Genomic DNA, 25151 nt, shown 5'->3' with positions numbered 1-25151 from the left:
GGGGGCGGGAGGCGACACCTGTCGAAACGCTGACGAAGCACGCGACAGCTGTCCAGTGATCTTGCCCGCCATCACGTGTTTACCTCGGTTCCCCTGGCAAGGAGGCACTATGCGACAACGGTCGTTTCCCCGGCGGCACCTGGCATCGGCGCTGGTCTTGACGCTGTGCTTGGCGCCGCTGCCCGCCGCGGCCGAGACCGGCACGGCGGCCATCGAGCAGCGCGTCTATGTCGAGACCACAGTGGACAGTGACCGGGACGGTAGACCCGACCGGGTCGCGCTCGACATCGCCCGCCCCTCGGGAACCACGAAGGTGCCGGTGATCTTCGAGCACAGCCCCTACCGCCACGGCCTCGGGACCGTGCCGTTCCACCCGGTGAACGTGAACCGGCTGCCGCAGGAGGGGCTGTTCCCGGCGGCGAGTGACACCGCTGAGGGTCCGATAGTGCGCAAAGCCGCGCCGGATCTCCCTGGATGGCTCGACGACTACTTCGTCCCGCGCGGCTACGCGGTCGTGCTCGGCCACAGCATCGGCACCGGGGATTCCCAGGGCTGCCCGACCAGTGGTGACCAGCAGGAGACGCTGAGCACGAAGGCGGTGATCGACTGGCTCAACGGGCGGGCGCGGGCATTCGACTCGGCCGGGCGACTCGTCCGTGCCGACTGGAGTACCGGCAGCGTCGGCATGACCGGTGTGTCCTACAACGGGACGCTGCCCAATATGGTTGCCACGACTGGGGTTCCGGGCCTGCGCACGATCGTCCCGATCGCGGCGCAGTCCAACTGGTACGACTACTACCGGGCCAACGGCCTGGTGGTTGCGCCTGGCGGTTGGCAGGGCGAGGACACCGACGCGCTGGCCAAGGCGGTGCTCACGCGCGACGGCTGCGCCGACGAGATCGGCGAGCTGACCCGGCAGCAGGACCGGATCACGGGCGACTACAACGAGTTCTGGCGGCAGCGCGATTACACGCGGCTCGCGGGCAACGTGCGCGCGAGCGTGTTCGTCATGCACGGCCACTCCGACTGGAACGTGCGCGGCAAGCAGTACTCCCAGTGGTGGGAGGCGCTGAGTGAACACGGTGTGCCGCGCAAGATCTGGCTGCACCGCGGCGGCCACGCGCCGCCGTCGCGCTCGGACTACCAGGCCACCCTGTCGCGCTGGTTCGACTACTGGCTCAAGGGAATCGACACCGGGATCATGCGCGAGCCCATGGCCGAGGTGCAGGACGCGGGCGGTGCCTGGCGCAAGCTGGCGGACTGGCCCGACCCGGCCGCCCGGCCGGTGACCTACCAGCTGGGCACCGACTCGGCGACCGCACCGGGACGGCTGACCACTGGCCCCGGCGGCGGGGTCGCGCAGACCTTCGTCGACCAAGGCCGGAGCAACACCGCCGCCACCCTCGTGGCGAATCCGGATCGCGCGAACGGCAACCGGTTGGTGTTCCGGTCGCAGCCGCTGGCTACAGCCGCTCGGATGTCCGGCATCGCGAGCGTCGCCCTGCGCGCCGCGGTCGAGAACCGCAATGACGCCAACCTGACCGCTCTGCTGGTCGACTACGGCAGCGGGACACCGGTGATCGTGACCCGCGGCTGGATCGACCCGCAGAACCGGACCTCGCAGTCGTCGAGCGAACGGGTGGTCCAGGGCCAGGAGTACACGATGCGGTTCGAGATGGAGCCCAAGGACTACGTGTTCGCCGCCGGTCGGCGGATCGGCCTGGTGGTGATCTCCACGGACTACGACTTCACCCTGCGTCCCCTCGGCGGCAGCAGGCTGCGGCTGGTCCCCGGCGGCAGTTCCCTGACCGTGCCATTGGTCGCTTCACCCATCAGGTGAGTTCCGGGGAGGTGGAACAGCCGCTGCTACCATCCGATCCGCCCTTGAAACCACGCCACGACAAGGCGAGGTGCGGATGTTCGGTGAGCGGCTGCGCTACTGGCGCGAAGTGGCGGGGCTGACCCAGACCCAGCTCGCGGACCGCCTCGGCTATCACCACACCTACATCTCCAAGCTGGAGAGCGGCGGCAGGCGACCGCCCTCGGACCTGGCGCGGCGAGCCGACGAGTTGTTGGGCGCGGGCGGTGACCTCGCCACGTTCGCGCGGTCGGACGGCAGGTGGCCGCTCACCGGCGATCCTGGTTCGATCGTGGATCCCTTGCCCGGAACGGGATTCGCGGCGGAGCGGGCGGACACGGCGGTCCAACACTGGAGCGCGCGGTTCCCCGTGTACGGCATCGTCTGCCCGCTGCACAGCCGCACCGGATGCACGGCCAGTGTGGCTGACACGCCGATCGCGGAGCTGCTCGGTCGGCAGCCATCGAAGCCACGCGCGGCGGTGGTGCACGGGTTCGCCGCGCTGCTCGCCGGGTACAGCCAGCTCAACCTTGAACGTGCGACGACGGACATCATCGCTCCGGTGGAGCGTTGTGTGCACGCCATCAGTCGGGCCATGGACGGCGCGGGCAAGCCGGTGGCGCTCGCGCTGTCGAGCCTGGCCGCGCACTTCGCCGACCTGGCCGGGTGGCTGCGGGTCGAGAGCGGCCAGAACGGGCTGGGCATGGCGTGGTTCCAGCGGGGACTGGACTGGGCGCGCGCGTCGGACAACGTTCCCGCCCAGTGCGCGCTGTTCGCCCGGATGAGCGGTGTGGCCAGGTTGGAGGGCGACGGCCACTCGGCCATCACCTACGCCACGGCGGCGCAGGCCACCGACCCGCGCCGCCGGTGGGCCGCGCTGTACGGACAACTGCACGCCGCACGGGGACACGCCCAGCTCGGCGACGGCCGCGAGTTCGACCGCGTCGCGGGGGAGGTGCTGACCCTGGCCGAACGGCTCGGCGAGCGCGACCAGGTCGAGGCGCCCTGGCTGTGCGGCGCCGAGGGGCAGACCTTCGTCAGCTCCTTCCTCTCCGGCGGATTGCGGGACCTGGCCAAGCGGAGCGGCGACGTCCGTCCCGCCGCCCGGGCGGCCGAGCTCGCCCGGCGTTCACTGGTCACGCTGCCGCGACAGATGTACCCGTCGCGGGTCCTGCTGACCCTGCGGCTGGCGGACAGCCACGCGTGCGCCGGGGAACTCGACGCCGCGGTCGCGACGGCCGGTCCGGTTGTCGCCGAGGCCCAGCGGGTGCGGATGGCGCTGATCGGTCGGGAACTGGCCGGGCTCCGGGCCCGCCTCGCCCGTGGGGGAGCCTTGACAGCTCTTGACAACACGGTCTTGGCGAGGACGAGGAACGATCACTCGGCCGTAGGGTGATCGAACCCTGCGAAGTGGCCCCTGGCCACACCTTTAGAGGTCGACATGCCTGATTGCGTTCCGTCGGCGCCGCTCGCCCTGCTCCAGCAAGCGGTCGACAGCCTCAGCACCGCGCTCGCGAGACCGGCCGTCATCGAGGGCCCCGGCCTCGACCTGCTCGCCCACAGCGCCCACCACGCGGCGGGCGACCAGGTCAGACAGCAGTCGATCATGTCCCGGCGGGCGACGCCGGAAGTGGCGCGATGGCTGGTGCGGCAAGGCGTCTTCGACGCCGGACACGCGCTGCGGGTACCCGCCTGCGGCGAACTCCACATGCTGCCCAGGGTGTGCGTGCCGGTTCGCTCCGGGGACACGCTCCGCGGCTTCGTGTGGTTCATCGACGCCGACGAGCCGATGTCCGACGCCGAGGTCGCCCTCGCCGAGCTGGCCGTCGGTGGCCTCGCCGGAGCGCTGGACGGTCTTGGCCCGCGGAGAAATCCGCCCGGCCCGGTCGAGGATCTTCTGGGCGGCGACGACGTCACGCGCACGCGGGCCGCGCGCGCGATCGGCCAAGGGGCTGGGTTCCCGGACGCCGCGGGTGTGGTCGCGCTGGTGGCCGCGGTGGTGGGCCCCGGTGGCGCGTTCATCGCGGGCCGAAGTGGGCCCGGCCCGGTCCGAACCTGGCCGGGGCTGCACGTGCGGGAGGCGGACCACGAGGTGCTGTTCCTCCCGACGGGCAAAGGTGACGCGGTGGCGGACCGGTTCGCGGGCTTGCTCGCCGAGACCGTCGGCACGCGCACCGACGGCAGGCCCGTCGTCGGCGTGGGCCAGCCGCGGCCGCGGCTGCAGGACGCCCGGGACAGTCTCCGCGAGGCGATCGCCGCGGCGCGGGTCGCGGCCAGGGTGCCGGAGCTGGGAACGGTCGTGCGCTGGTCGGGTCTTGGCATCTACCGGGTGCTGAGCGGGCTCTCGGATGACGCGTTGAGCGAGGTGCGCGTCCACCCCGGGCTGGAACGGCTCTTCGCCGACCACGCCAGCCTGCCGCTGCTGGAAACCTTGGAGACCTACCTCGACCTGGGCGGCAACGCGCCCATGACGGCGGCCCGGCTCCACCTTCACCGGGCGACGCTCTATTACCGGCTGCGCCGGATCGAGGAGCTCACCAAGTCCACCCTCAAGGACGGCGGCGAGCGGCTGAGCCTGCACGCCGCGCTCAAACTCGGCCGCCTCGCGGGCCGGTACCCGCCCGCACCCGCGGGGATCGCCAGGGCGACCCCGGGTGATCGCTGACCGGTTGCGACACCTGTCGCGACCGGCCTGGGGATTCGCGACAGCACGCCAGTGATCCGCGCCTCCTTGATCGACACGCTGGGCATCTCCCGATCCCCACGGAGGTGCCCATGTCGATCGACCCTGGGCGACGCGGCAGGCTGCGTCGTCTTCTCACTGTCGCCCTGGCGGTCCTGACCGCCTTACCGCTCACCCTGTTCCTCGCCGCCGAGCGCGCCACGGCAGCCGCGCCGATGGCGGACCCGGCCCGGTCCTGCATGGTGGCGCCCGGCGGGTTCCTGTCCGAGGGGCCGACCGACTGGCGCTCCTTCCCGCGCCCGCTGGGGAAAGTGAAGATGGCGATGCTGTTCGTCGACTTCGCCGACGCGCCCGCGGACACGTCGGTCGACTCCGAACTGGAGATCTTCTCGACCGAGAGCGAGGACTGGTACGCCACCAGTTCCTACGGAAAGTTCGACCTCGACATCGTGCCGTACAAGCGATGGCTGCGGCTGCCGTCCTCGCTGAACGAGCACGCGCGCACGCATCCGCTGATGACGGCCCGGGACAGCAGGCCGGACGTGGTCACCGACGACCCGATGCTGGCGAGCATCTTCCGCAACGCCGTGCAGTTGGCCGACCCGAACTTCGACTTCTCCCAGACCGACGCCCTGTTGCTGGTGCCGTCGCGGCGCTCCAGCTATTCGCGCGGCTACGCCACGTTCGAGCACATCAGCGCCGACGGCAACACCATCCTGGCCGAGACGAACCTAGCCACCTCCCGCTATCGCGACGGGCACATCCTGCTCAACCATGAGGGCGGCCACCTGATCAGCCTGCCCGACACCTACGGCGGTCCGGGCGGCTTCGGCTGGACCGGCGGCTGGGACGTCATGGGCCACATGTGGGGCCCGGCGCCCGACCAGTTCGCCTGGCACAAGTGGAAGGTCGGCTGGCTCGACGACACCCAGATCGCCTGCCTGGCAACGCGAAACGCGGTCATCGAGCACACGGTCAGCCCGGTGGAGACGCCAGGGGGGACGAAGGCGGTGGTCGTCCGGTACGGGACCAACACCGCCTATATCGCCGAGGTCCGGCAGCGTCTCGGGCTCGACACCCGGGCGTGTGACACCGGCGTGCTGGTCTACCGGGTCGACTCGCGAACGCCCAGCGGCAGCGGGCCGGTGCGGGTGATGGACTCCCACCCGAACACGGGCTGCGGCAACAACGGCCTCAACGACGCGCCGTACGACCTCGGGTCGGGCGAAGTGTCCACGTTCACCGACAGCGCCAACCAGGTGCGGATCCAGGTGATGGCCAAGTCCGGCAACGACTTCACGGTCCGGGCGACCTTCGGCACCCCGGCGGCCGACGACTTCGCCATGTCCGTCGCGCCCTCGGCGGGCCAGGTCACCCCGGGCGGGTCGACGTCGGCGACCGTGGCGACGTCGGTGACCTCCGGGTCGGCACAGCGGGTGGCGCTGTCGGCGTCGGGCCTGCCGTCGGGCGCCTCGGCGGTCTTCGAGCCCTCGGAGGTGACCGCGGGCGGGTCGTCCCGGATGACGATCAGCACCACCGCGTCGACCCCGAACGGCACCTACCCGGTCAGCGTCACCGGCCGCGGGGCGACCGCGAGCCGGACGGCCGCGTTCACCCTCACCGTCGGGGCGCCGCCCACGGTCGAGTTCGCCGACGACTTCGAGTCGGACAAGGGGTGGCGGGTCAACCCGAACGGGACCGACACCGCCACCAGCGGCCGGTGGGAGCGCGCGCAGCCGCAGGCCACCTCCCACAACGGGATCACTGTGCAGAACGGAACCACACCGGGGCCGGGCACCCACGATCTCGTGACCGGCGCGGCGGCGGGCTCGGAGGTGGGCGCTAACGACGTCGATGGCGGCGTGACCAGCGTCTTGTCACCCGCCATCAGCCTCACCGCGGGAGTCTCCTACCGGTTGCGGTTCAGCCACTACCTCGCGCACCTGGACAACGCGACCGCCGAGGACTTCCTCCGCGTCCGGGTCGTGCACGACGGCGGCATGACGACGGTGTTCGAACGCAAGGGCACTGCGAGCAACGTCGGCGGAACCTTCGCCGCCGCGGACGTCAGCCTGACGCCCTACGCCGGGCAGACGGTCCGCCTGCTCGTCGAGACGGTCGACGCGGGCACCGGGAGTCTCGTCGAGGCCGCTATCGACAACGTCCAGATCATTCGGTGAGCTGACCCGGCGACGTGATGGCCTGGCCGGGGTGAGCCCCGGCCAGGCCGCGTTCGTCAGGAACCGGGCGCGGCGCGTTCGCGCGCCCCTGGAGGAACGGCTGCGCGGGTGAGCCGGTGGACACGACGAGGGCCCAGCACGAGGGTGAACGGGTCGACCTCGGCGAAGTACACGCCGCTGTTTTAAGGGCCCGCGGTGCCCGCTGTCGCCGGATACATCGAGTGGTGGGCCGCCAGGGTGTCCCGGATAGCCGCCTCCACTTCGGACGCCTGCTGCAATTCGGTGCTGGTCATGGCGGTCCTTCCGGACATACGCTGCGCTCGACCTGATGGCCTGGCCTCTGCATCGCGTCCGCGCTCAGTACGTTCCCCTCCGGGCGCCCAACGAAGAAGAGACGCCCAGACAGTGCCCGGGTTGTCCCTCTCCCACCCCCCAATTTCCGCCCCACCAGTTGAGGGATCTTCCCTCACGCGAGGGGGCAGCGGGCTGCGCGAAGGTTGTCCCAACGCCGACGGAGGGGCCGGAGGCGAGACAGGCGAGACAGGGGAGTCAGAGATGAAGAGCAGCATCAAGGGGACCGCGGTGGCAGTCGCGATGGTGGCGACGGCGCTGGTGGGGGCGGGTTCGGCGGGGGCCGACATCATCAACCCGACCGTGGAGGTCGACACCGCGAAGGTGGCGCAGACCCTGCACACCAAGCTGGGCGGCGGCAACACCGTTGGCTACGCGTTCGCCATCACCGAGGACGGGCAACTCGCCGCCACCGGGGCGGGCGGCAAGGCCAGAATCGACAAGAACATCGCCTTCACTGCGAACACCCGCATGGACATCGCCAGCGCGACGAAGAACATCTCGGCCGCGGCGCTGCTGAAGCTGGTCGAGAAGCGGGGGGTCAGCCTCGACACCAAGCTGTGGGGCTACCTGCCGCTGGACATGCGCTCGACCATGCACGAGTCGTGGAAGAACCTGACGATCAAGCACATCCTCGGCCACCGGTCGGGCATCGAGCAGATGCTGGCAGGCCTTTCCGACGCCGACCGGGCGAAGACGTCCAACCTGTACGAAGGCATCAAGTTCGCCATGACCAAGCCGATCGTGGTCGACTCGCCCTGGTCGTACAAGAACATGAACTACGCGGTAGCCCGGCTGATCATCCCGAAGCTGTGGGACCTCACCGAGCCCACCCGCGGCGTCCCGGACTCGATCAACTCGACCAACTCGGGACCGTGGACCCTCGCCTACATCAACGAGCGGTTGTTCGCCCCGGCCGGCATCGCCCCGACCACGTGCGTCGCGAACGCCGACACGGCGGCCCACGCCTATGACATCGCCGACACGTCGAAGGGCGGCGTGCTGGTCCAGCTCGACGGAACAGACTTCGAGGCCTGCGGCGGCCACCGCGGTCTGCACCTGTCCGCTGTGGACATGGTCCGCTGGCAGGCACACCTGCGGCACGGCACCGTGGTCTCGTCGAACGTCCGTCAGCAGATGGACTCGTTCCGCCTCGGCTGGTACGAGACGATGTCCAACACCGGTTCGTGGGCAGGCTCCTACACCCACGGCGGTGACCTGTTCCTCGGCGGCGACCGTGAGCAGCACAGCTGCCAGGGCAAGTTCCCGGGCAACGTGGAGGTCACCGTGCTGGTCAACAGCAAGGTGCTGGGCTCGTACCAGTGCAGCATCCTGCTTGACGCGGTGAAGACCGCCACCAGCTGAAGCAGAACGGTTTGACCTAGAAAGGGCGGCCCACCCGGGCCGCCCTTTCAGGCGTGCGGCGCACCGCCCGAGCTACCTGCCCGCCGAAAGCCCAGCCCCACACCACCAAACCAACCGAGCCGCGCAGCCCAACCGCACCGCCCACAGCCCCACGACAACGGGGTTGCCCTTGCGGTCTTTGGCTTTTAATCCCTGCTCTACCCCCTGCCCCCTCGTCCTGGCCATCTTTAACTCTCGATCATCGGTGTCAAGGGTCGCGCAGCGATCGCGCAGCGACGGCCGTTTACGGCCGCCCTTGACGCCGATGATCGAGAGTTAAACAATTGTGGCCGAGGGGGACTGTTCTTGTTGGTACCAAAGAGAAGTGGGTGGGCCCCTCTGGCTTGATTGTTTAATTCTCGATCATCGCTGTCAAGGGCGGCCGTAAACGGCCGTCGCTGCGCGATCGGCAAGCCGACCCTTGACAGCGATGATCGAGAATTAAAGCGGCCAGGACGAGGGGCAAGGGGGAAGTGCAGGGGCGAAGAGCCGTCCCCGAAGGCAACCACGTCCGGAGCTATGGGGGAGGCGTGTCCCTGAGGGTGGCCGCGTTCGGAGGTGCAAGGGCGAGGGCATTCCCGAAGGTGACCGCGTTCGGAGGTGCAAGGACGAGGGCATCCCCGAAGGTGACCGCGTTCGGAGGTGCAAGGGCGAGGGCATTCCCGAAGGTGACCGCGTTCGGAGGTGCAAGGACGAGTGCATCCCCGAAGGCGAAGAGCTTCCCTAGGGCTTTCTTGTCGGGGTGGGGCCGTGGGTGGTGAGAGGGGTGTGGGGACGAACAAACCCAACCCACGAAGGCTTTCTGCCCCTACGCATGTAGGGCAGCGCCGAGGTCTCGGCGGCTGCTGATGCCGAGTTTCTGGTAGATGCGGCCCAAGTGGTTCTCCACCGTCTTCGGGGTCACGAAGATCTCCTGGGCGATCTCCCGATTCGAGCGGCCCGCCCCGGCCAGCGCTGCGATTCGGCGTTCGCTGGCGGTCAATGCGTCAGCGCCTGCCATGGCCAGCTTGCGTGGTCGGTCGCCGAGGCGGTCCAACGCGTCCACTGCGGCGGCGCGCAGTCTGCCCGCGCCGATTTCGGTGGCTCGTTCGGCGGCGCTCACCAGGTACTCGCGGGCGTCGGATCTCCTGCCCACCACCCGCAGGGCTTCGCCGAGGTCGCGTTCGACCATGACCCGCTCAAGCACACAGGGGGATTCATCGAGGATGTCGTGCGCCTGTCTGAGCAGGTCGATGCGATCGTGCTCGCCGCCGACCATGGCCAGGACCCGCAGGGCGGCGCCGATGTCGGTGGCCGCGCCCCAGCGCATCGCGCGCTGGTGCTGCTCGGCGGCGAGTGCCCTGGCCGCCCTGGTGTCGCCCTGCCGCAAATGCGCCAGCGCGGCTTGGGCCCGCCACGGCACCGCCGGGTTGTCCGCGCCCGCCGCGGCCTCCGCCGCCCCGAGGGCGAGTGCCTCCTCCAGCGCGGTCACCGCGTCGTCCTCGGCCAGGGCGAGGTATGCCCGGGCGTGACCCACGCGGTTCGCCGGGACGGTCGCGGGCCCGGTCAGGGCGTCGTCGTGGGAACGCAGGTAGGCGCGGGCGCCGGGGACGTCGCCGCGCTCGACCGCCGCGAGCACGGCGAACCGGGTGAGTACCGACCGCAGCGCCGACGCGAGCGGGCCGGGGTCGGCCGCGTCCAGCGCGGTGAGCCCGGCCGCGGCCTCGGTCTCACAACCCCGAACATCGCCGACGCGCCAGGCGAGGACGGTCCCGACCGCGCCGACGATCGCGTAGTCCATCGGCGACCCGTCGGGCAGCACCGCGGCCCGCGCCCGGTCGATCTCCCGGGCGGCGACGGCGACGCCGTCGGCCATGATCAGCGCGTGCAGGGCGCTGCCCCAGGTGACCGCGCCCTCGTGCCCGTCCAGGCGCATCACGTCGGGGCCGAGCGCGCGTGGCACCAGGGCACGCACCTTCTCGGCGGGCCACACCTCGGCGTAGGCCCGTTGCGCGAGCAGGGCCAGCAGGAACCGTTCGATGGTCGTGGTCCCCGGCAGCTCGGCGAACCGGCGCAGCCTGCGGCCCGACCGTTCGAACTCGTCGGGTACGTACGCGCTGAACAGCCCGAGCCGGGCCTCCATCGGCAGCGGATCCCCCGGGAAGGTCTCCAGCGTCGCCCGCAGCCACGCGATCGCCGCCTGGTGCCCGTCGAGCCGCATCGTCGCCGTCGCGGCCTGTGCCAGCAGGGTGCCCGCCCGGGTGGGGTCGGCCTCGGCCGCGGCGATCAGCTCCGCGCGCGCCTCGGCGAACCGGCCGGCGATCAGCAGCGCCTCGCCCAGCTCTCCGCGCACCTCCGGGATTCCGGCGTCGAAGGCGAGCCGCAGGTAGCGGCCCGCCGTCTCGCCCATGCCGTCGGCGAGCAGCGTGCGGCCCGCCTCGGCGAGCACCCGCACGCCGTCGGCGTCGAGGCGGTGGGGTGACTCGACCAGGTGGGCGGCCACCCGCGGCGCCGACGCACCGGTGCGCCGCAGGTCCGCCGCGGCCCGCGCGTGGAGTTCGGCCCTGTCGGTGGGCAGCAGTTCGGTGAGCACGGCCTCGCGGATCACCGGGTGGGTGAACTCGGTGCCGACCAGCACATGCGCGCGCGCCAACTCGGCGACGGCGGCGGCCGGGTCGTCGACCTCGGCGAGCCGGGCGGCTTGCATCGGGTCGCAGCGCACCCCGAGGACGGCCGCCGCGGCGGCGACCGAGTGCGCCTGCGGCGTGAGCCGGGCCAGCAGCGCGTGCGACACGCTGCGCGGCCCGAGCGTGCTGATCACCTCCGGCGTGCGGGGGTCGTCACCGGCCAGCCCGCGGGCGGCGAGCTCGGCGAGCAGCTGCTGGGTGAGGAACGGGTTGCCACCACTGGCTTCGTGCAACGCGGCGACCGCGCCCGGCGGGTGCTCCGGCGCCAACTCGCCCACCGCCGCGACGGACAGCGGGGCGGGTCGCAGCAGGTCGCCGAGCCTGCCCGAGGTGAGCTCGGCCAGCGCGCCGTCCTCCACCCGCGCGGGCCTGCTGCCGACGACCAGCGCGATCCGCAGGTCCGACAGCCTGCGCGCGAGGTAGCCGACGAACTCGAGTGAGGGGGCGTCAGCCCACTGCAAGTCGTCGATGGTGATCAGGGTCGGGCGGTCGCCCACCAGATCGGCGATCGCCCACCACAGCGCGTGCAGGGTGCGCATGCGCTCGCCCTCGTCGTGCCCGCCCGCCTCGGCCTGCTCGATCGCGGTCAGTGCCGCGCCCGCGGGCCCGGCCAGCGCGGCCTGCCGCTCACCGGCGCCGACCCGGGCGACGGAGCGTTCGACGAGCTGGCGGACGATCCCCCAGGGGATCTCCCGCTCGGCGTCGTCGGCGGTCGCCGTGAGCCGGTCGAACCCGTCGGCCTCGGCCAGATCGCGGGCGCAGCCCAGCAGCCGGGTCTTGCCGATGCCCGGCGGCCCTTCGACCACCACGAACCGCCCCGTGCCCTCCGCCGCCGAGTCCATGGCGGCCTTGAGCCGCCGCACAGCCTCATCGCGTTCGAGCAAAGACAAGCCCGCCTCCCCGGAATCGATCGCTTGCAGTGTGAGACTCCCGCACAACTGCCAACGGGCGCGGACTGGGTCAGGTCACGAGCTGTGCGACCGCGTCGGCGACGGGTGTCTCGCCCGCGGTGAGTTCGACGACGACGCGGTTCAAGGCCGGTTCGCGCAGGGCGGCGGCGAGGAACGCGGCCACATCGTCGCGGGGGATGGCGCCGTACTCGATCGCCAGGCCCGCGGTCACTCGGCCGGTGCCCGGCTCGTCCCGGAGCGTGCCCGGCCGGACGATGAGCCAGTCGAGCTCGGTGCCCGCGAGGTGGACATCGGCGGTCTTCTTGACCTTCATGTAGTGCTCGAAACCTTCGCTGGTCTCACGGTCACGCCCCGCTTCCGGGAACACCGACACCAGCAGGAGCCTCGACACGCCCGCGCGGGCGGCCGCGGCGGCCGTCTTCACCAGGCCCTCGCCGTCGATGGCGCTGGTCTTGTCCATGCCGGTGCCGTGCGCGCCCGCCGAGGACACCACGGCGTCGTGCCCGCGGATCTTCTCCGCCAGCCCGTCCACCGAGTCGGCGATGAGGTCGCCGAGCACTGGGGTCGCGTCCACCGAGCGCACGGTGTCGGCCTGGGTTGGCGCGCGGTGCATGCCGGTCACGTGGTCGCCGCGAGCCGTCAGCAGCGCGGCGAGCCGACGTCCCACCCCGCCACCGGCGCCGATCAGGAACACCTTCATGATCAGTCCTTTCCCGCGGCGAACACCTGGGAGTCGTCGGCGAACGCCTTGAACTCGAGGGCGTTCCCCGCCGGGTCGAGCAGGAACATGGTCCACTGCTCGCCGGTCTGCCCCTCGAACCGCACATACGGCTCGATGACGAACTCGGTGCCCGCCGTCCGCAGCCGCTCGGCGAGCCTGCCGAACTCCGGCACGGTCAGGATCAGGCCGAAGTGCGGGACCGGCACGTCGTGCCCGTCGACCGGGTTGCTCACCTGGGCCGCACGGCTTGGCGCGAGGTGCGTGACGAACTGGTGGCCGTGCAGGTTCCAGTCCACCCAGGTCTCCGCGCTGCGGCCCCGCGCCAGCCCGAGCACCTCGCCGTAGAAGTGGCGCGCCGCATCCAGGTCGTCGACGGGCACTGCCAGGTGGAACCGCGGGATGGGGGAGTCGAGAGTGGTCATGCCTGAATGTTAGGGATCAGCACGTGCTCAGGCTCGCAGGTCGATCTCGGCGACCAGTTGGGCGTGGTCGGACGTGGTGCGGTCGGGGCGGTCGTTGCTGAGCTGGTTGTCGACCAGGTGGTCGTTGAAGTGCCGGAGGTTGGCCAGTTCGCCGAGCCGGTTCGGGTTGCGGTCGTAGAACTCCTGGCTCACCAGGATGTGGTCGAGGTTCTCGTAGTGGCTGTTGAAGATGTGCGAGTACCCGACGTCGCGGCCGATGTTCCTGGCCTGCAGTTCGTGGGCGGAGTAGAGCGCCCGGTCCCAGTACGCCTGGCGCAGCTCTGGTCCCCGCGGCCAGAACCGCGACGGCAGGTCGCCCGCGACGATCTCCGTGGAGACCGCGCGCGGCCCGTCGTTGAGGTCGCCGAGCACGATCACGGGCCCGCTGTTGCCCACGACCTCGTCCAACACCAGGAACCGCAGCGCGGCCGCCTCGGCGGTGCGGCGGATCAGCGACCGCGCCTTGCCGAGCGCCTCCTCCCGCGGGTCGTGCGGCGGGATGGTGACGTCGACGATGGGCCGCTTGGACTTCAGGTGCACGACGAACACCGTCACGGTGACAGTGGGGGAGAAGGCGACGCGGGCGCGCAGGACCGGGCGGCTGAACGTGCCCACGGGCAGGGCGATGCCGTCCACGGCGGTGTGCAGGCCCGGCGGGAAGTCGGTGATCGACACGGCGGGCTCGGCCAGCGGCAGGTTCGTGGCCAGGCCGACCCGCGGGCCACTCGCCCCGTCCGCGCCGGGCGCGACCACGGTCGCGCTGGCGAACGCCTGGGAGCGGGCACAAACCTCGCGCAGCGCCGCCTCGGCGAAGACTTCCTGGAAGCCCACCACGTCGGCGTCCATCCGCCGCAGCTGCTCGCCGATCCAGGCGGCCTTGCGGTCGAACTCGGCGATCGAGTACGGCAGCTCATCGGGGTAGTAGGGGACCTCGGGCAGTGCGAGGTTCAGGACGTTGAAGGTGCCGACTTTGACGATCATGGCGTCGCCCCCGCCATTCGGAGATGGGTCGACTCCTATATCGCCGGTGACCCCGTAGGTGTGATCGCGTTGCGGCAGACGATACCTAGCGCTACTATGCATCGAGCTACTATGCATCGCAGATCTAGGGTACGAGCCGGAGGTCGTGTGAAAGTCACCAAGGATCTCGTGGCCGCCTCGGCGACGCCGATGGTGCTGGGCATCCTGGCCGAGGCGGACAGCTACGGCTACGCGATCCTGCGGCGGATCAGCGAGCTGTCCGGCGGCGAGCTGGACTGGACCGAGGGGCTGCTCTACCCGTTGCTGCACCGGCTGGAGCGCCTCGGCCATGTCGAGTCCGACTGGCGGTCGGTCGCGGGGGAGCGGCGCCGCAAGTACTACCGAATCACCCGCAGCGGCCTGGCCGAGCTCGCCGAGCAGCGCCGCCAGTGGGACACCGTGGTCGACACGCTCAAGGAGATCTGGCTCGGCCGGGGCGATACCCGGCCGCTGATCGCGATCCAGCTGGGGGGTTACGCATGACGGACGATCAGGCTGAACTGGAAGCCCAGTTCGCACAGTGGCGGCACTACGTGCAGCGCCGCCGCGAGCTGACGAGCGCCGACGCCGACGAACTCGAAGACCACCTGCGCGGCTCGGTCGACGAACTCGTCGCCGCGGGCCTGCGCGCCGACGAGGCGTTCCTGGTCGCGGTCAAGCGCATGGGCAGCCTCGACGAGCTGTCCCGCGAGTTCGCCCGGGAACACTCGGAACGGCTGTGGAAGCAACTGGTGCTCACCGGCGACACCGACAGCCCGGCAGCCGACACCCGGTCACGGCGCGACCTGATCGCCATGGTCGGCTGCGCGGCGGGCGCGGCGGTGTCGATCAAGGCGCCCGAGCTGTTCGGCCTGAACCTGGAACAGGACGGCGCTTTCTACGCCGCCAACCTCAGCCTGTTCGCGCTGCCTTGGCTCGCGGCTTTCCTGGCGTGGCGCAGGCAAGCGGGCAAAGCGGTGATCGGTGTCCTGGTGGCGCTGTTCGCGATCGGCGCCGTCGCCGCCAACGCCTTCCCGCTCGCCGACGAGTCGCAATCGCTGGTGCTGACCAGCATCCACCTCCCCATCGCCCTGTGGCTCGTCGTCGGCCTGGCCTACATCGCCGACGACCTGCGCGCGCCGCGCAGGCGGATGGACTTCATCCGTTTCACCGGCGAGTGGTTCGTCTACTACGTCCTCATAGGACTCGGCGGTGGTGTGCTGATCGCCTTCCTGTTCGGCACCTTCGAGGCCATCGGGATCTCCCCGGAGGGCTTCATCGCGCAGTGGGTCGCCCCCTGCGGGGCCGCGGCGGCGGTCGTGGTGGCCGGGTGGCTGGTCGAGGCCAAGCAGAGCGTCGTCGAGAACATCGCCCCAGTCCTCACGCGACTGTTCACCCCGCTGTTCACCGTGGCACTGCTGGCTTTCCTCGTCGCCCTCGCCGTCACCAGCGGCGGCATCGACGTCGAACGGGAAGCGCTGATCCTGTTCGACCTGCTGCTGGTGGTGGTCCTCGGGCTGCTGCTCTACTCCATCTCCGCCCGCGACCCGCTGGCCCCGGCCGGGGTGTTCGACAAGCTGCAGCTTGCCCTCGTGCTCAGCGCGCTGGCCATCGATGTGTTGGTGCTGCTGGAGATCACCGGCCGCATCACCGAGTTCGGCACCACCCCGAACAAGGCGGCCGCCCTCGGCGAGAACATCATCCTGCTGGCGAACCTGGCGTGGTCGGCGTGGCTGATGGTGGGCCTCGTCCGCGGGCGCACCCCGTTCGCCGCACTCGAACGCTGGCAGACCGCGTACCTGCCGGTATACGCCGTGTGGGCGTGGGTCGTGGTCCTGGTCTTCCCGCCGCTGTTCGCCTACCTCTGAGGGGCTGTCACGTCGGCGTGAGCCAGCCGTAGCCGCCAGGCTGCCCACGTTGCGTCCAGTAATCCCAGGCGTAGCCCGGATAGACCCAGGGGCTGGGCTCGTCGCGGTCCAGCAGGTCGTAGGCGATGACTGCGTCGCCCGCGGTCTTGCACTCAGGGTGGGCGTCGGCGAACCGGGTGACCCTGTTCCTCGCCGCGAGGGTCCATTCGCGGACCGGCGTCATCGGGTCGTCGGTGAACCACCAGGCGAACCAGTCGCTCTCGCCCCACAGCAGGTCCGTCGCCCAGTGGCACGCCAGCCGGACGACGCCGCCCTCCGCGCCCGGACCGGCGGCGGCGTCGAGCCGGGCGAGCCAGGGCCGAAGGTCGTCGTGCACGGAGGCCAAGCCGCCGAGTAGGTCGACGACGTGCCAGGACACCCAACGCTCCAAGGCGTGCTCCAGCGCCGCGCTCAGCGCGTCCTCGGTCGCCAGGCGCTCGTCGGCGGGCCAGCTCGACAGGTCGGCGTAGGACTGGCCGAAGATCCGCAGGGCCAGGCCGGGATCGACCGCCTGCGCCCGCACCAGCGAGACGATGCGAGGCGCGAACCGCCGCGCCAGGTGGCGCCACTGTTCGCTGGACCAATGGTCGACCGGGTCGCGCGCGAACCTGGTGACGAGGTCGTCAGGCACCTCGGCCGGGTCGCCCGCGAGGGTCGCCAGGTCTTGCTTGGTGTTGCATTGCAGGCACCCGTCCGATAGGTCCACAGTCCCATCCTGCCGGTGTAGGAGTCGGGCGGTGCGGGTAGGCCGGGGGAGAGGGGGAAGACCTCCTGTCCACCTCCGCGACGAACAGCTGACCGTTCGACCTACCCGCAAGCCGCCGCCACGGTCTCATCGGTCGTCCGGCGCAGGGCCACCGTGGTCGGCGGCGGGTCGGGAATGGCCGAATCCGAGACACCGTCCGGCCCGAGCCGGCGCAGGTCCGCGGTGAAGACCAGCTCGTCGGCGCCGTTCCAGGTGCCTTTCGCCGTGCCGAGGTAGATGCCTTCGCCCTGGGTCTCCTCGTCCAGGTCGAGGGTCAGCCTGCTGGCGGCACGGTCGGCGACGTAGCCGTAGACCCGGTACCGCATCGTGCCCGCCAGGCCGCAGACCACCGCCTCACCGTCGAGGTCGGAGTCACCGCGCCCCTGGCCGGGGTAGGAGACCAGCGTCATCGCCACGACCCGATCATCGCCGGGCCCGAACGCCGCGGTCCCCACCCACGCCCCCGGAAGCGTCCGCGACCACGGATTCAGCACCGCGTGCAGCCCGAAACAGGCGCCGATCACCAACGCGGGCAGCGCGATCACGACCAGTGCGACGCGGACCCACCGCCACCAGGAACCAGACATGCCCTCAGGACGCGCGACACCGCCCCCGCGTTGGCTCTGACCTCCTTCCTCGCCTCTCCCCTCACTCGTTCTGATCCTAAATATCAACTATTAACTATCACGATATCCGATGGTGGCGCCAAAAGATCGGCGCAGCTTTCTGCGCAAACCAAAAACGCCAGGACGGGGAGGGAACACCCTTGGACGCGATGTTGGTCTTGCCCTGGCCGTTCTCGCCGGCTAGCCGGGCGGGTGCCGGGGATTGGCGCTGCGATGAGACAGCAGAGGTCAGGCGCGGTGGGCGGTGATGAGCCAGGCGGCGGAGTCGTAGTGGATGCCGTGGGGTGTCTGGTGGTCGGCCAGGTTTGCGCGGAGGGTGTCGAGGACGTGGGTTTGGGCGTCGGCGTCGAGGGTGCGTAGGGCTGAGCTGAACTGCCCGCTGAGGAAGTCGCAGGCGTCGTCGACGTCGCGGCCGAAGTACATGGGTTCCTCGAGGCCGTGGAGTTGCACATCGGTGAATCCAGCTGTGGTCAGCAGGGGGTGCACGTGGTCCGGGTCGCTCAGGGAGAACGGGGGTGGTGACTTCGGCGCGGGCTGGTCTGGGCCGGCGAAGATCGCCCGGAACGTGCTGACCCACTCGTTGCGGTGTGGGGGTTGCCAGGTCAGCAGGGCCAGCCGTCCCGTGGGGCGCAGGGAGCGGGCGAGGTTGGTGAAGGCGGCGGGTGGGTCGCCGAAGAACATGGCGCCGTGGCGGCTCAGTGCCAGGTCGAAGGACTCCGGCGGGAACGGGTGGACCTGGGCGTCGGCCTGCAGGAAGGTCACGTTCGCGAGGTGCCCGGCCCGCTCGCGGGCGAGGTCGAGCATGGGGGAGGAGAGGTCGACGCCGAGGGCGGACCCTTCGGGGGCCAATCGGGCGGCGTCTCGGGTGGTTTGGCCTGCGCCGCAGCCGATGTCCACCACAGCGTCGGTGGGCTGGATCGCCGCCGCGGCGAGGAGGTGGTCGCGGTAGGCGGCGACTCCTTCATCGAAGCGGTCGGCCCACTTGGCCCAGAAGGCGCCTTGGCCGCCGTCCCAGGCGGTCAGCTGCTCGGTGTTGGTCGGATCGACGCGCATCGGATGTTCCCCCCAGTTGTCCGGCGGGAACCGTATCGCGATCAGCCGACGCGCGCGGGGACGACGGTGGGGTCGGCGAGGACGCGTTCGAGGGCGACGTGGGCGCCGCCGCGGCAGGCGGCGGCGAAGCCGAGGGTGGACAGCTCGATGCGGCAGCCGCCCAGGTCGGGGGCGACCACCCGGGAGTCGACCTCGCGGTTGACGCCGTCGAGGAGGAAGTCGCCGAGTGCGGCGAAGTAGCCGCCGAGCACCAGCACCGCCGGGTTGACCATGTTGATCAGCACGGAGGCGCCGAGGCCGAGGTTGCCCGCGATGGTGTCGAGCGCGTCGAGGGTGCGGCGGTCGCCGTGTTCGGCTCGGCGGCGCAGTTCGGTGAGTCGGTCGTCGATGTCGCGTCGCGGGTCGTGGACTTCGTCACCGGGGTCGGCGGCGAGGCGCAGCAGGTGGGTGAGGCTGACGATGGTTTCCCAGCAGCCGCGCCGCCCGCAGGTGCATTCGCGCAGGTCGGGGTCGAGGGGGAGGTGTCCGATCTCGCCGGAGAAGCCTCGGGTGCCGCGCACGATCCGGCCGTCGGAGAGGAATCCGGCGCCGACGCCGGTCTCGCCGGAGAGGTAGGCGAGGTCGGGTGTGCCCGCGGCGACGCCGCTGGCCCATTCGGCGATGGCGGAGAGTTTGACGTCGTTGTCCACCTGGATGGGGATGCGGTGGCCGCGCAGGCGTTTGGCCAGTCCGGCGGTGACGGCGACGTCGCGCCAGCCGAGGTTGGAGGCGTACTGCACGAGGCCCTGGGCGTGGTTGACGACGCCGGGTGCGGCGACGGTGATGCCGATTGGTCGGCAGCCGCGCAGGGCGGTGGCGCGCAGGGTTTGGCGGAGCAGGGCGGCGACGGTGTCGAGGACGTCGTCGGGGGTGGTCGCCTTGGTGTCGAGGGGGAGTCGGCGGTTGTCGCGGACGTCGCCTGCGAGGTCGAGGGCGATGGTGCTGACGTAGTCGACGTTGATCTCGACGCCGATCCCGTAGACGTGTCCGTCCACTTGGTACGCGCGGCCGGGTCGACCGGTGTATCCGGTCTGCTCGTACTGGCCTTCGCGGACGAGGCCGCGGTCGGCGAGTTCGGCGACGAGGCTGGACATGGCGGCTTTGGTGAGTCCGGTCTCGTCGGCGATCTTGGCGCGGGTGTTGGGTCCGCCGTCGCGCAGGGAGCGCAGCACGACCGAGAGGTTGTGCCTGCGGATGTCGGACTGGTCGGCCGACTTCTCGGCGGTGGTCGCCGGGTGTTCCAGCATGGGACTCCCTGTCGCCGGTGGGCGGCGCCGACTTTACGGGGCGTGATCGTCCACCTTTTAGGATTGTGCCTTAACTATATCTCTGCTGGTAGAGCGGTTGAGCGTTGACTTCTGTTGGTTTGCGCGCTAAAAAGCGGGCCCACAGCTCTCACTCTTGTAGGAGTAGCCAGTGCCCATTCCCCACCGGCCGGTGCGTGTCGCCGCCGCGGCAGTTCTCGCGTTAGGCGCGGGACTGATCACAGTTCCCGTCGCAGGCGCCCAACCCACGTCTCTGACACTTCGTTCCGCCGACCTCACCGTCACCGTCGCGGGCGATTTCCCGCGGGTGATCTCCTACGCCGACAACGCCTCGGGCGCGACCCTGTCCGGGCGTGCCGAGGCGGTGACCAGCGTGGTGATCGACGGGAAGGCCCAGCAGCCGAAGCTGGACGGCGTCCCGGTCTCCGATGGCCGCAAGGTGTCCTACCGGCTGGTGTTCCCGCAGTTGCCCGGTGTTCGGCTCGACGCGAGCCTGTCGGTCGACCGCCGGGTCACGACGTTCCGGATCGACGCGGTGCGCGACACCGAGGCGTCGCGGGTGCACACCATCGAGATCCCCAACCACGACTTGGTGTCGGTGCGTGGTTCGGACCCGGGCGCGCAGGTCGCGGCGGCCAAGGTCGACCTGTCGATCAACCGGCGCGGGGACACGATCTACGGTGTCACCCCGGCCACGCCCGCGGATGCCGCGCCGATCGGCTCGTACTTCACGCTGGTGTCGACGGGGAAGCTGGCGGCCGCGTTGGAGACCAACTCGGTTTATGACAAGCCTGCCGGGTCGACGGTGAACGACAACGCCCATTTCTGGCGGCAGGCCCGCAAGTCGGGCGCCGACACGGTGGTCGGCGTGTGGAGCGGGCAGTGGACGTACCGGGCCGCTGGTGCGGCGGCGGCGGACACGGAGCCGTTGCCGGAGGTGAAGGTCGCGGTCACCCCGGAGCGCAACGGTGACAACGTCGTGGACTGGCAGGACGCGGCGTTGTCGTTGCGGGAGATCGCCCACGCCCCCAAGGGCGGTGAGAAGGTCGCGGATCGGGTGGTGCAGCGGATTCCGTTCAACATCGCGTCGATGGCGACCAACCCGTTCGGGAAGACCCTCGACGAGACGAAGCGGATCAGCCTGGCCACCGACGGGCTCGGGCAGATGGCGATCCTCAAGGGCTACCAGTCGGAGGGGCATGACGCGGCGCACCCGGACTACGGCGGCAACTACAACACCCGGGCCGGTGGCCTGGCGGATCTGAAGACGTTGCTGGACAAGGGTTCGGCGTACAACGCGGACTTCGGTGTGCACGTCAACGCGACCGAGTCGTACCCGGAGGCGCGGGCGTTCTCCGAGACGCTGGTCGACAAGAACAACGAGCAGTGGGCCTGGATGGACCAGTCCTACCGGATCGACCAGCGTCGGGACCTGATCAGCGGCGACATCCAGAAGCGGCTCAGGCAGCTGGCCGAGGAGACCGGCGGGAAGCTGGACTTCCTGTACTGGGACGTGTTCCGGGAGTCGGGGTGGACCGCGGACCGGCTCGCGCGTGAGGTGCGGGCGCTGGGCTGGGAGATCACCACCGAGTGGTCGCACCGGTTCGTGCGGGACGCGTTGTGGACGCACTGGTCGGCGGACCTGGACTACGGTGGCGTCGACTCGAAGGGCGTCAACTCGCAGATCATGCGGTTCGTCGACAACCACCGCCGTGATGTGTACATCTCGAACCCGCTGCTGGGCAGCGCGCAGATCGTGGAGTTCGAGGGCTGGACCGGCGAAGTGGACTACAGCGCGTTCTCCCGCAACGTGTTCGGCAACAACTTGCCGGTGAAGTTCCTGCAGCATTTCCCGATTCAGCGTTGGGGTGCCGAGGAGATCGTGCTGGACAAGGGTGTGCGGGTGACCGGCACGTCGGCGGCGGACCGGAAGATCTTCGCTGGTTCGGCCAAGGTCGCCGATGGTGAGGCGTACCTGCTGCCGTGGAACCCGGCGGCGCCGGACAAGCTTTACCACTACAACGCCAAGGGTGGTCAGACCACGTGGCAGGTGCCCGCGCCGTTCACCGGTGCCGCTTCGCTCACGGTGTCCAAGCTGACCGACACCGGTCGGGTCTCGGCGGGCACGGTGGCGGTGGAGGGCGGTCAGGTGACGCTGACCGCGGAGCCGAACACCGCGTACGTGTTGGAGCCGGGTTCGGCGAAGGCTGTCCCTGATGTGCGGTACGGCGAGGGAAGCCCGCTGCGCGACCCCGGGTTCACCTATGGCGACTTCCGGGCGTGGCAGGTCGCGGGTGACCCGGGCGCGGCGAAGGTGGAGCGCAACGCGCGTGGGCAGTTCGAGGCGGTCGTGTCCGGTCACGGCAACACGGTGATCAGCCAGGACATCGAGGGTCTCGCTCCCGGCAGCTACGCGGCGTCGGTCGACGTCGAGGTGGAGCAGGGGCGGACCCGGCCGGTGTTCGTCGGGGTGAATCCCCGGTCGGGGCGGCCGGAGTCGACGTTCGTGGACCGTTCCACGCTGGTGAACACCACGGCGTCGGATGAGAAGCTGGGGACGCGGTTCCAGCGGGTGCGCGTGTTCTTCGATGTGCGGGCCGGTGGTGTGGTGACGCTGTCGCTGCGGGTGGCGCCTGGCCAGGGCGTGGTGAAGTTCGACAACGCGCGGGTCGTGGCGATGAAGCGGCCTGCGGCGCCGGGCCGGGTGACCTCGTGGGACTTCGAGTCCGTCGACGCGGGGTGGGGTCCGTTCTACCGGGGTGTGCTGCCGATCGGTGACGCGAACACGCACCTGTCGGAGCTGCACGCGCCGTTCACGCAGCGCGGGTGGAACGGCAAGGTGATCGACGATGTGATCTCCGGGAAGTGGAGCCTGAAGTCGTACGAGTACGACCATGGCATCAGCTACCGGACCGCTCCGGCGACCGTGCGGTTCCTGCCGGGTCACCGGTACCGGGTGAGCTTCGACTACGAGAACGCGCTGGCAGGCGCATACGGGTGGACGCTCGGCGTGGATGGGCCGGCGGGCACGAAGGAGGTCTCCACGACTCCGTTGGGCAAGCAGACGACCGCGGCTCGGCATGTGCAGGAGTTCGTGGCGGGCGCGTGCGGTGACTATTGGGTCGGCCTCAAGCGGCTCGGTCCCAATGGCGACCAGGTCGAGTTCGCGTTGGACGACTTCGCGGTGGAGGACCTCGGCAAGGCCGACAGCGCTGACGCGTGCGGCAGCGTGGACGTCAGCTCGGCGACGCAGAAGTTCTTGCCCGGCAAGGCGAACACGGTGACGACGACGTTCCGCAACGGTGAGTCGGACGCGGCGACCGGTGTGTCGATGGCGTTGACCGTGCCGACGGGTTGGCAGGTCGCGGCGACGGGTCCGGCGGCTTTCGAATCGGTGGCGTCGGGTGCGTCGGTGAGCACCCAGTGGGCGGTGACCCCGCCCGCCGACGCGGCGACCGCGGTGTATGACGTGGTCGCGAACACCGCGTACCAGGTGCAGGACGGTCCTCGGGCGGTGACGGGTGTGCTTCGGATCGAGACGGTGCCCGCGCCGCCGACGGCCGACGTGTGGGCCAGTGACCACGGCTGGCTTTCGGCGAGCAACGGGTGGGGGCCGGTCGAGCGGGACCGGTCCAACGGGGAGTCGGGTGCCGGTGACGGTGGCCCGCTCACGCTGAACGGTGTCGTGCACGAGAAGGGGCTGGGTACGCACGCGCCGAGCACGGTCGTCTACTACCTGGGCGGCAACTGCGCGTCGTTCACCGCGCAGGTCGGGGTGGACGACAAGCAGGCGAGCCGCGGGTCGGTGCAGTTCACGGTGTGGGCGGACGGCAAGCAGGTCGCCCAGTCGCCGGTGATGCGGCCGGACACGGCGACGCACTCGCTGGCGGCGGACATCGCGGGGGCGCAGGAGGTCCGGTTGGTGGTGTCCGACGGCGGTGACGGTGTCGGCAACGACCACGCCGACTGGGGTTCCGCCCGCTTCCTCTGCGGCTAGGTACCTGCCATGACTGACGGGGCAGGCGACATCGCGTCGCCTGCCCCGTTCGCGTGCGTAAGGGTTCGGTAAGGGAGTCATAAGCGGCTCGTAATGGCTTGTGCGGGGCAGGCGGCGTTCGCTTGGACGAGGGTCGAACGTTTGGTTTCGGCTCCAGTCAGGACCCCCGTAAGGAGTACGACGATGAGCAGATCCGTCTTGTGGCGTGGTGCGGCGGTCCTGGTGGCGGCTGTCGCGGCGGTCACGTTCGTGACTCCGGCGCACGCGGCCGGACCCGACATGGCCGACGGTCTGGAGGTGTACAGCGGCGACGTGTTCGAGATCGTCGGTTCCACGCTGCGCAACCCCACGGCGGAGACCGACCCGTCGGCCCCGCTGTTCGGCAACTCCGGTGTCGGGCTGAACCGGACGTGGGGCGAGTGGTCCGCCGCGACCGCGTCGTCGGTGGTGCGCAGTTCCGGCGGGCGGTCTCCGCGTACCGATGTGCGGCTCAGCTTCGCGGGTCTGGTCCCGGGCGGGGTGTACTCGGTGTTCTGGGGCACGCTGACGCCCGACTCGGAGAACCCGTTGTGCCCTGGTGTGGAGCGCACGCTGGCGCTGCCGAGCGTGGACGCTGGTCAGGCGCCCGACGCGTCGTCGTTCGTGGCCGCCGCTGACGGGACCGCGGCGTTCCGGGGCAAGCTGGACGGTTCGCTGCTGGACTCGGCGTTGCAGGTGTTCTTCAGCGTGATCTACCACTTCGACGGCCAGACCTACGGCGCGCTGCCCAACGCCGGGGAGTTCCAGACCCAGGGGCCGAACTGCCGGAGCAGCTTCGGCGAGGACGCGATGCGCCACCTGCTGATCCTGCAGAAGTGGTGACGGTTTCTGTCACATCCGCGAGCCGGGTGCCGTCTGTTCAGCGACGGACCGACACCCGGCATCCGCGACTGACAGGAGTCCCATGTCCACCCCGTACGTCGTTGTCACCCTGGTCGCCGCCGCCATGGCGGCGTTCTCGGCGGTCGCCAGCTTCCTGAATCTCGGCTTCGCCGTGGCGTCCTTGGTCGAGTACGGGGTGCCGCGGTCGTGGTGGCCGTGGCTCGGTGCGGCGAAGGCCGCGGGGGCTGTGGGCCTGGTGGTGGGCCTGTTCGTGCCGGTCATCGGGGTGCTCGCGGCCATCGGGTTGGTGCTGTACTTCGCCGGGGCCGTGATCACGGTGGTCCGGGCGGGCCGGTACGCGCACATTCCGTTTCCGGTGCTGTACCTGGCCCCGCCCGCCGCTTCGCTGGTGCTGGCCTGAGCC

General features: G+C 70.4%; 18 protein-coding genes. 10 read left to right on the top strand and 8 right to left on the bottom strand.

Annotation, left to right across the window (positions count from 1 at the left end; genetic code table 11):
* Positions 1 to 109 precede the first annotated feature (109 nt).
* The 5 genes from C8E96_RS26520 to C8E96_RS26500 all read left to right on the top strand — a co-directional run bounded on the left by C8E96_RS26520 (position 110) and on the right by C8E96_RS26500 (position 8437).
* Positions 110 to 1840, top strand: coding sequence for a Xaa-Pro dipeptidyl-peptidase (locus C8E96_RS26520; RefSeq protein WP_091369695.1), 1731 nt, complete (start codon positions 110 to 112; stop codon positions 1838 to 1840).
* Positions 1841 to 1916: 76 nt separating this feature from the next.
* On the top strand, positions 1917 to 3254 hold the full coding sequence (locus tag C8E96_RS26515) for a helix-turn-helix domain-containing protein (RefSeq protein ID WP_091369693.1): 1338 nt from the start codon (positions 1917 to 1919) through the stop codon (positions 3252 to 3254).
* 45 nt (positions 3255 to 3299) lie between these two features.
* Entirely contained in the window at positions 3300 to 4523 is a 1224-nt protein-coding gene (locus C8E96_RS26510; protein ID WP_091369691.1) for a PucR family transcriptional regulator, read from the top strand.
* Between the two features lie 110 nt (positions 4524 to 4633).
* Positions 4634 to 6721: a metallopeptidase domain-containing protein gene (locus C8E96_RS26505; protein ID WP_091369689.1), complete on the top strand. Its 2088-nt coding sequence runs from the start codon at positions 4634 to 4636 to the stop codon at positions 6719 to 6721.
* A 555-nt stretch (positions 6722 to 7276) separates the two neighbouring features.
* Positions 7277 to 8437, top strand: a complete 1161-nt coding sequence (locus C8E96_RS26500; protein ID WP_166658129.1) for a serine hydrolase domain-containing protein — start codon at positions 7277 to 7279, stop codon at positions 8435 to 8437.
* A gap of 847 nt (positions 8438 to 9284) precedes the next feature.
* On the opposite strand, the gene C8E96_RS26495 is transcribed toward C8E96_RS26500, so the two are convergent.
* From C8E96_RS26495 to C8E96_RS26480, 4 genes are all read right to left on the bottom strand, one after another.
* Complete coding sequence (locus tag C8E96_RS26495; RefSeq protein ID WP_133794799.1) at positions 9285 to 12032, bottom strand: helix-turn-helix transcriptional regulator; 2748 nt, start codon at positions 12030 to 12032, stop codon at positions 9285 to 9287.
* Positions 12033 to 12102: 70 nt separating this feature from the next.
* The gene (locus tag C8E96_RS26490; RefSeq protein WP_091369683.1) at positions 12103 to 12753 is read right to left on the bottom strand and encodes an NAD(P)H-binding protein; all 651 of its coding nucleotides are present in this window, start codon (positions 12751 to 12753) and stop codon (positions 12103 to 12105) included.
* 2 nt (positions 12754 to 12755) lie between these two features.
* On the bottom strand, positions 12756 to 13196 hold the full coding sequence (locus C8E96_RS26485) for a VOC family protein (RefSeq protein WP_091369681.1): 441 nt from the start codon (positions 13194 to 13196) through the stop codon (positions 12756 to 12758).
* Between the two features lie 27 nt (positions 13197 to 13223).
* The gene (locus C8E96_RS26480; protein ID WP_166658128.1) at positions 13224 to 14216 is read right to left on the bottom strand and encodes an endonuclease/exonuclease/phosphatase family protein; all 993 of its coding nucleotides are present in this window, start codon (positions 14214 to 14216) and stop codon (positions 13224 to 13226) included.
* A 147-nt stretch (positions 14217 to 14363) separates the two neighbouring features.
* Here C8E96_RS26480 and C8E96_RS26475 point away from each other — a divergent pair, with 147 nt between their 5' ends.
* Both C8E96_RS26475 and C8E96_RS26470 read left to right on the top strand, forming a co-directional pair.
* Entirely contained in the window at positions 14364 to 14738 is a 375-nt protein-coding gene (locus tag C8E96_RS26475) for a PadR family transcriptional regulator (protein WP_091369677.1), read from the top strand.
* Positions 14735 to 16102, top strand: a complete 1368-nt coding sequence (locus tag C8E96_RS26470; protein ID WP_091369674.1) for a permease prefix domain 1-containing protein — start codon at positions 14735 to 14737, stop codon at positions 16100 to 16102. The genes C8E96_RS26475 and C8E96_RS26470 overlap by 4 nt, the downstream gene beginning before the upstream one ends.
* 7 nt (positions 16103 to 16109) lie before the next feature.
* Here C8E96_RS26470 and C8E96_RS26465 read toward each other — a convergent pair whose 3' ends face one another.
* From C8E96_RS26465 to C8E96_RS26450, 4 genes are all read right to left on the bottom strand, one after another.
* On the bottom strand, positions 16110 to 16847 hold the full coding sequence (locus C8E96_RS26465; RefSeq protein ID WP_091369672.1) for a hypothetical protein: 738 nt from the start codon (positions 16845 to 16847) through the stop codon (positions 16110 to 16112).
* Between the two features lie 101 nt (positions 16848 to 16948).
* On the bottom strand, positions 16949 to 17473 hold the full coding sequence (locus C8E96_RS26460) for a hypothetical protein (RefSeq protein ID WP_091369670.1): 525 nt from the start codon (positions 17471 to 17473) through the stop codon (positions 16949 to 16951).
* Positions 17474 to 17740: 267 nt separating this feature from the next.
* The gene (locus C8E96_RS26455; RefSeq protein ID WP_091369668.1) at positions 17741 to 18565 is read right to left on the bottom strand and encodes a class I SAM-dependent methyltransferase; all 825 of its coding nucleotides are present in this window, start codon (positions 18563 to 18565) and stop codon (positions 17741 to 17743) included.
* 41 nt (positions 18566 to 18606) lie between these two features.
* Positions 18607 to 19851, bottom strand: a complete 1245-nt coding sequence (locus C8E96_RS26450; protein WP_091369664.1) for an ROK family transcriptional regulator — start codon at positions 19849 to 19851, stop codon at positions 18607 to 18609.
* Between the two features lie 169 nt (positions 19852 to 20020).
* Here C8E96_RS26450 and C8E96_RS26445 point away from each other — a divergent pair, with 169 nt between their 5' ends.
* From C8E96_RS26445 to C8E96_RS26435, 3 genes are all read left to right on the top strand, one after another.
* The gene (locus C8E96_RS26445) at positions 20021 to 23866 is read left to right on the top strand and encodes an endo-alpha-N-acetylgalactosaminidase family protein (protein WP_228769633.1); all 3846 of its coding nucleotides are present in this window, start codon (positions 20021 to 20023) and stop codon (positions 23864 to 23866) included.
* Between the two features lie 183 nt (positions 23867 to 24049).
* A complete protein-coding gene (locus C8E96_RS26440; RefSeq protein ID WP_091369662.1) occupies positions 24050 to 24727 on the top strand; it encodes a hypothetical protein in 678 nt (225 codons plus the stop codon).
* Between the two features lie 82 nt (positions 24728 to 24809).
* Positions 24810 to 25148: a DoxX family protein gene (locus C8E96_RS26435; RefSeq protein ID WP_091369659.1), complete on the top strand. Its 339-nt coding sequence runs from the start codon at positions 24810 to 24812 to the stop codon at positions 25146 to 25148.
* The last annotated feature ends 3 nt before the right edge of the window (positions 25149 to 25151 follow it).

It is taken from the genome of Actinokineospora alba (genome assembly GCF_004362515.1).
Taxonomy (GTDB): domain Bacteria; phylum Actinomycetota; class Actinomycetes; order Mycobacteriales; family Pseudonocardiaceae; genus Actinokineospora; species Actinokineospora alba.
The sequence above is the reverse complement of the archived record's forward strand: the minus strand, read 5'-3'. Positions and strand labels throughout refer to the sequence as shown.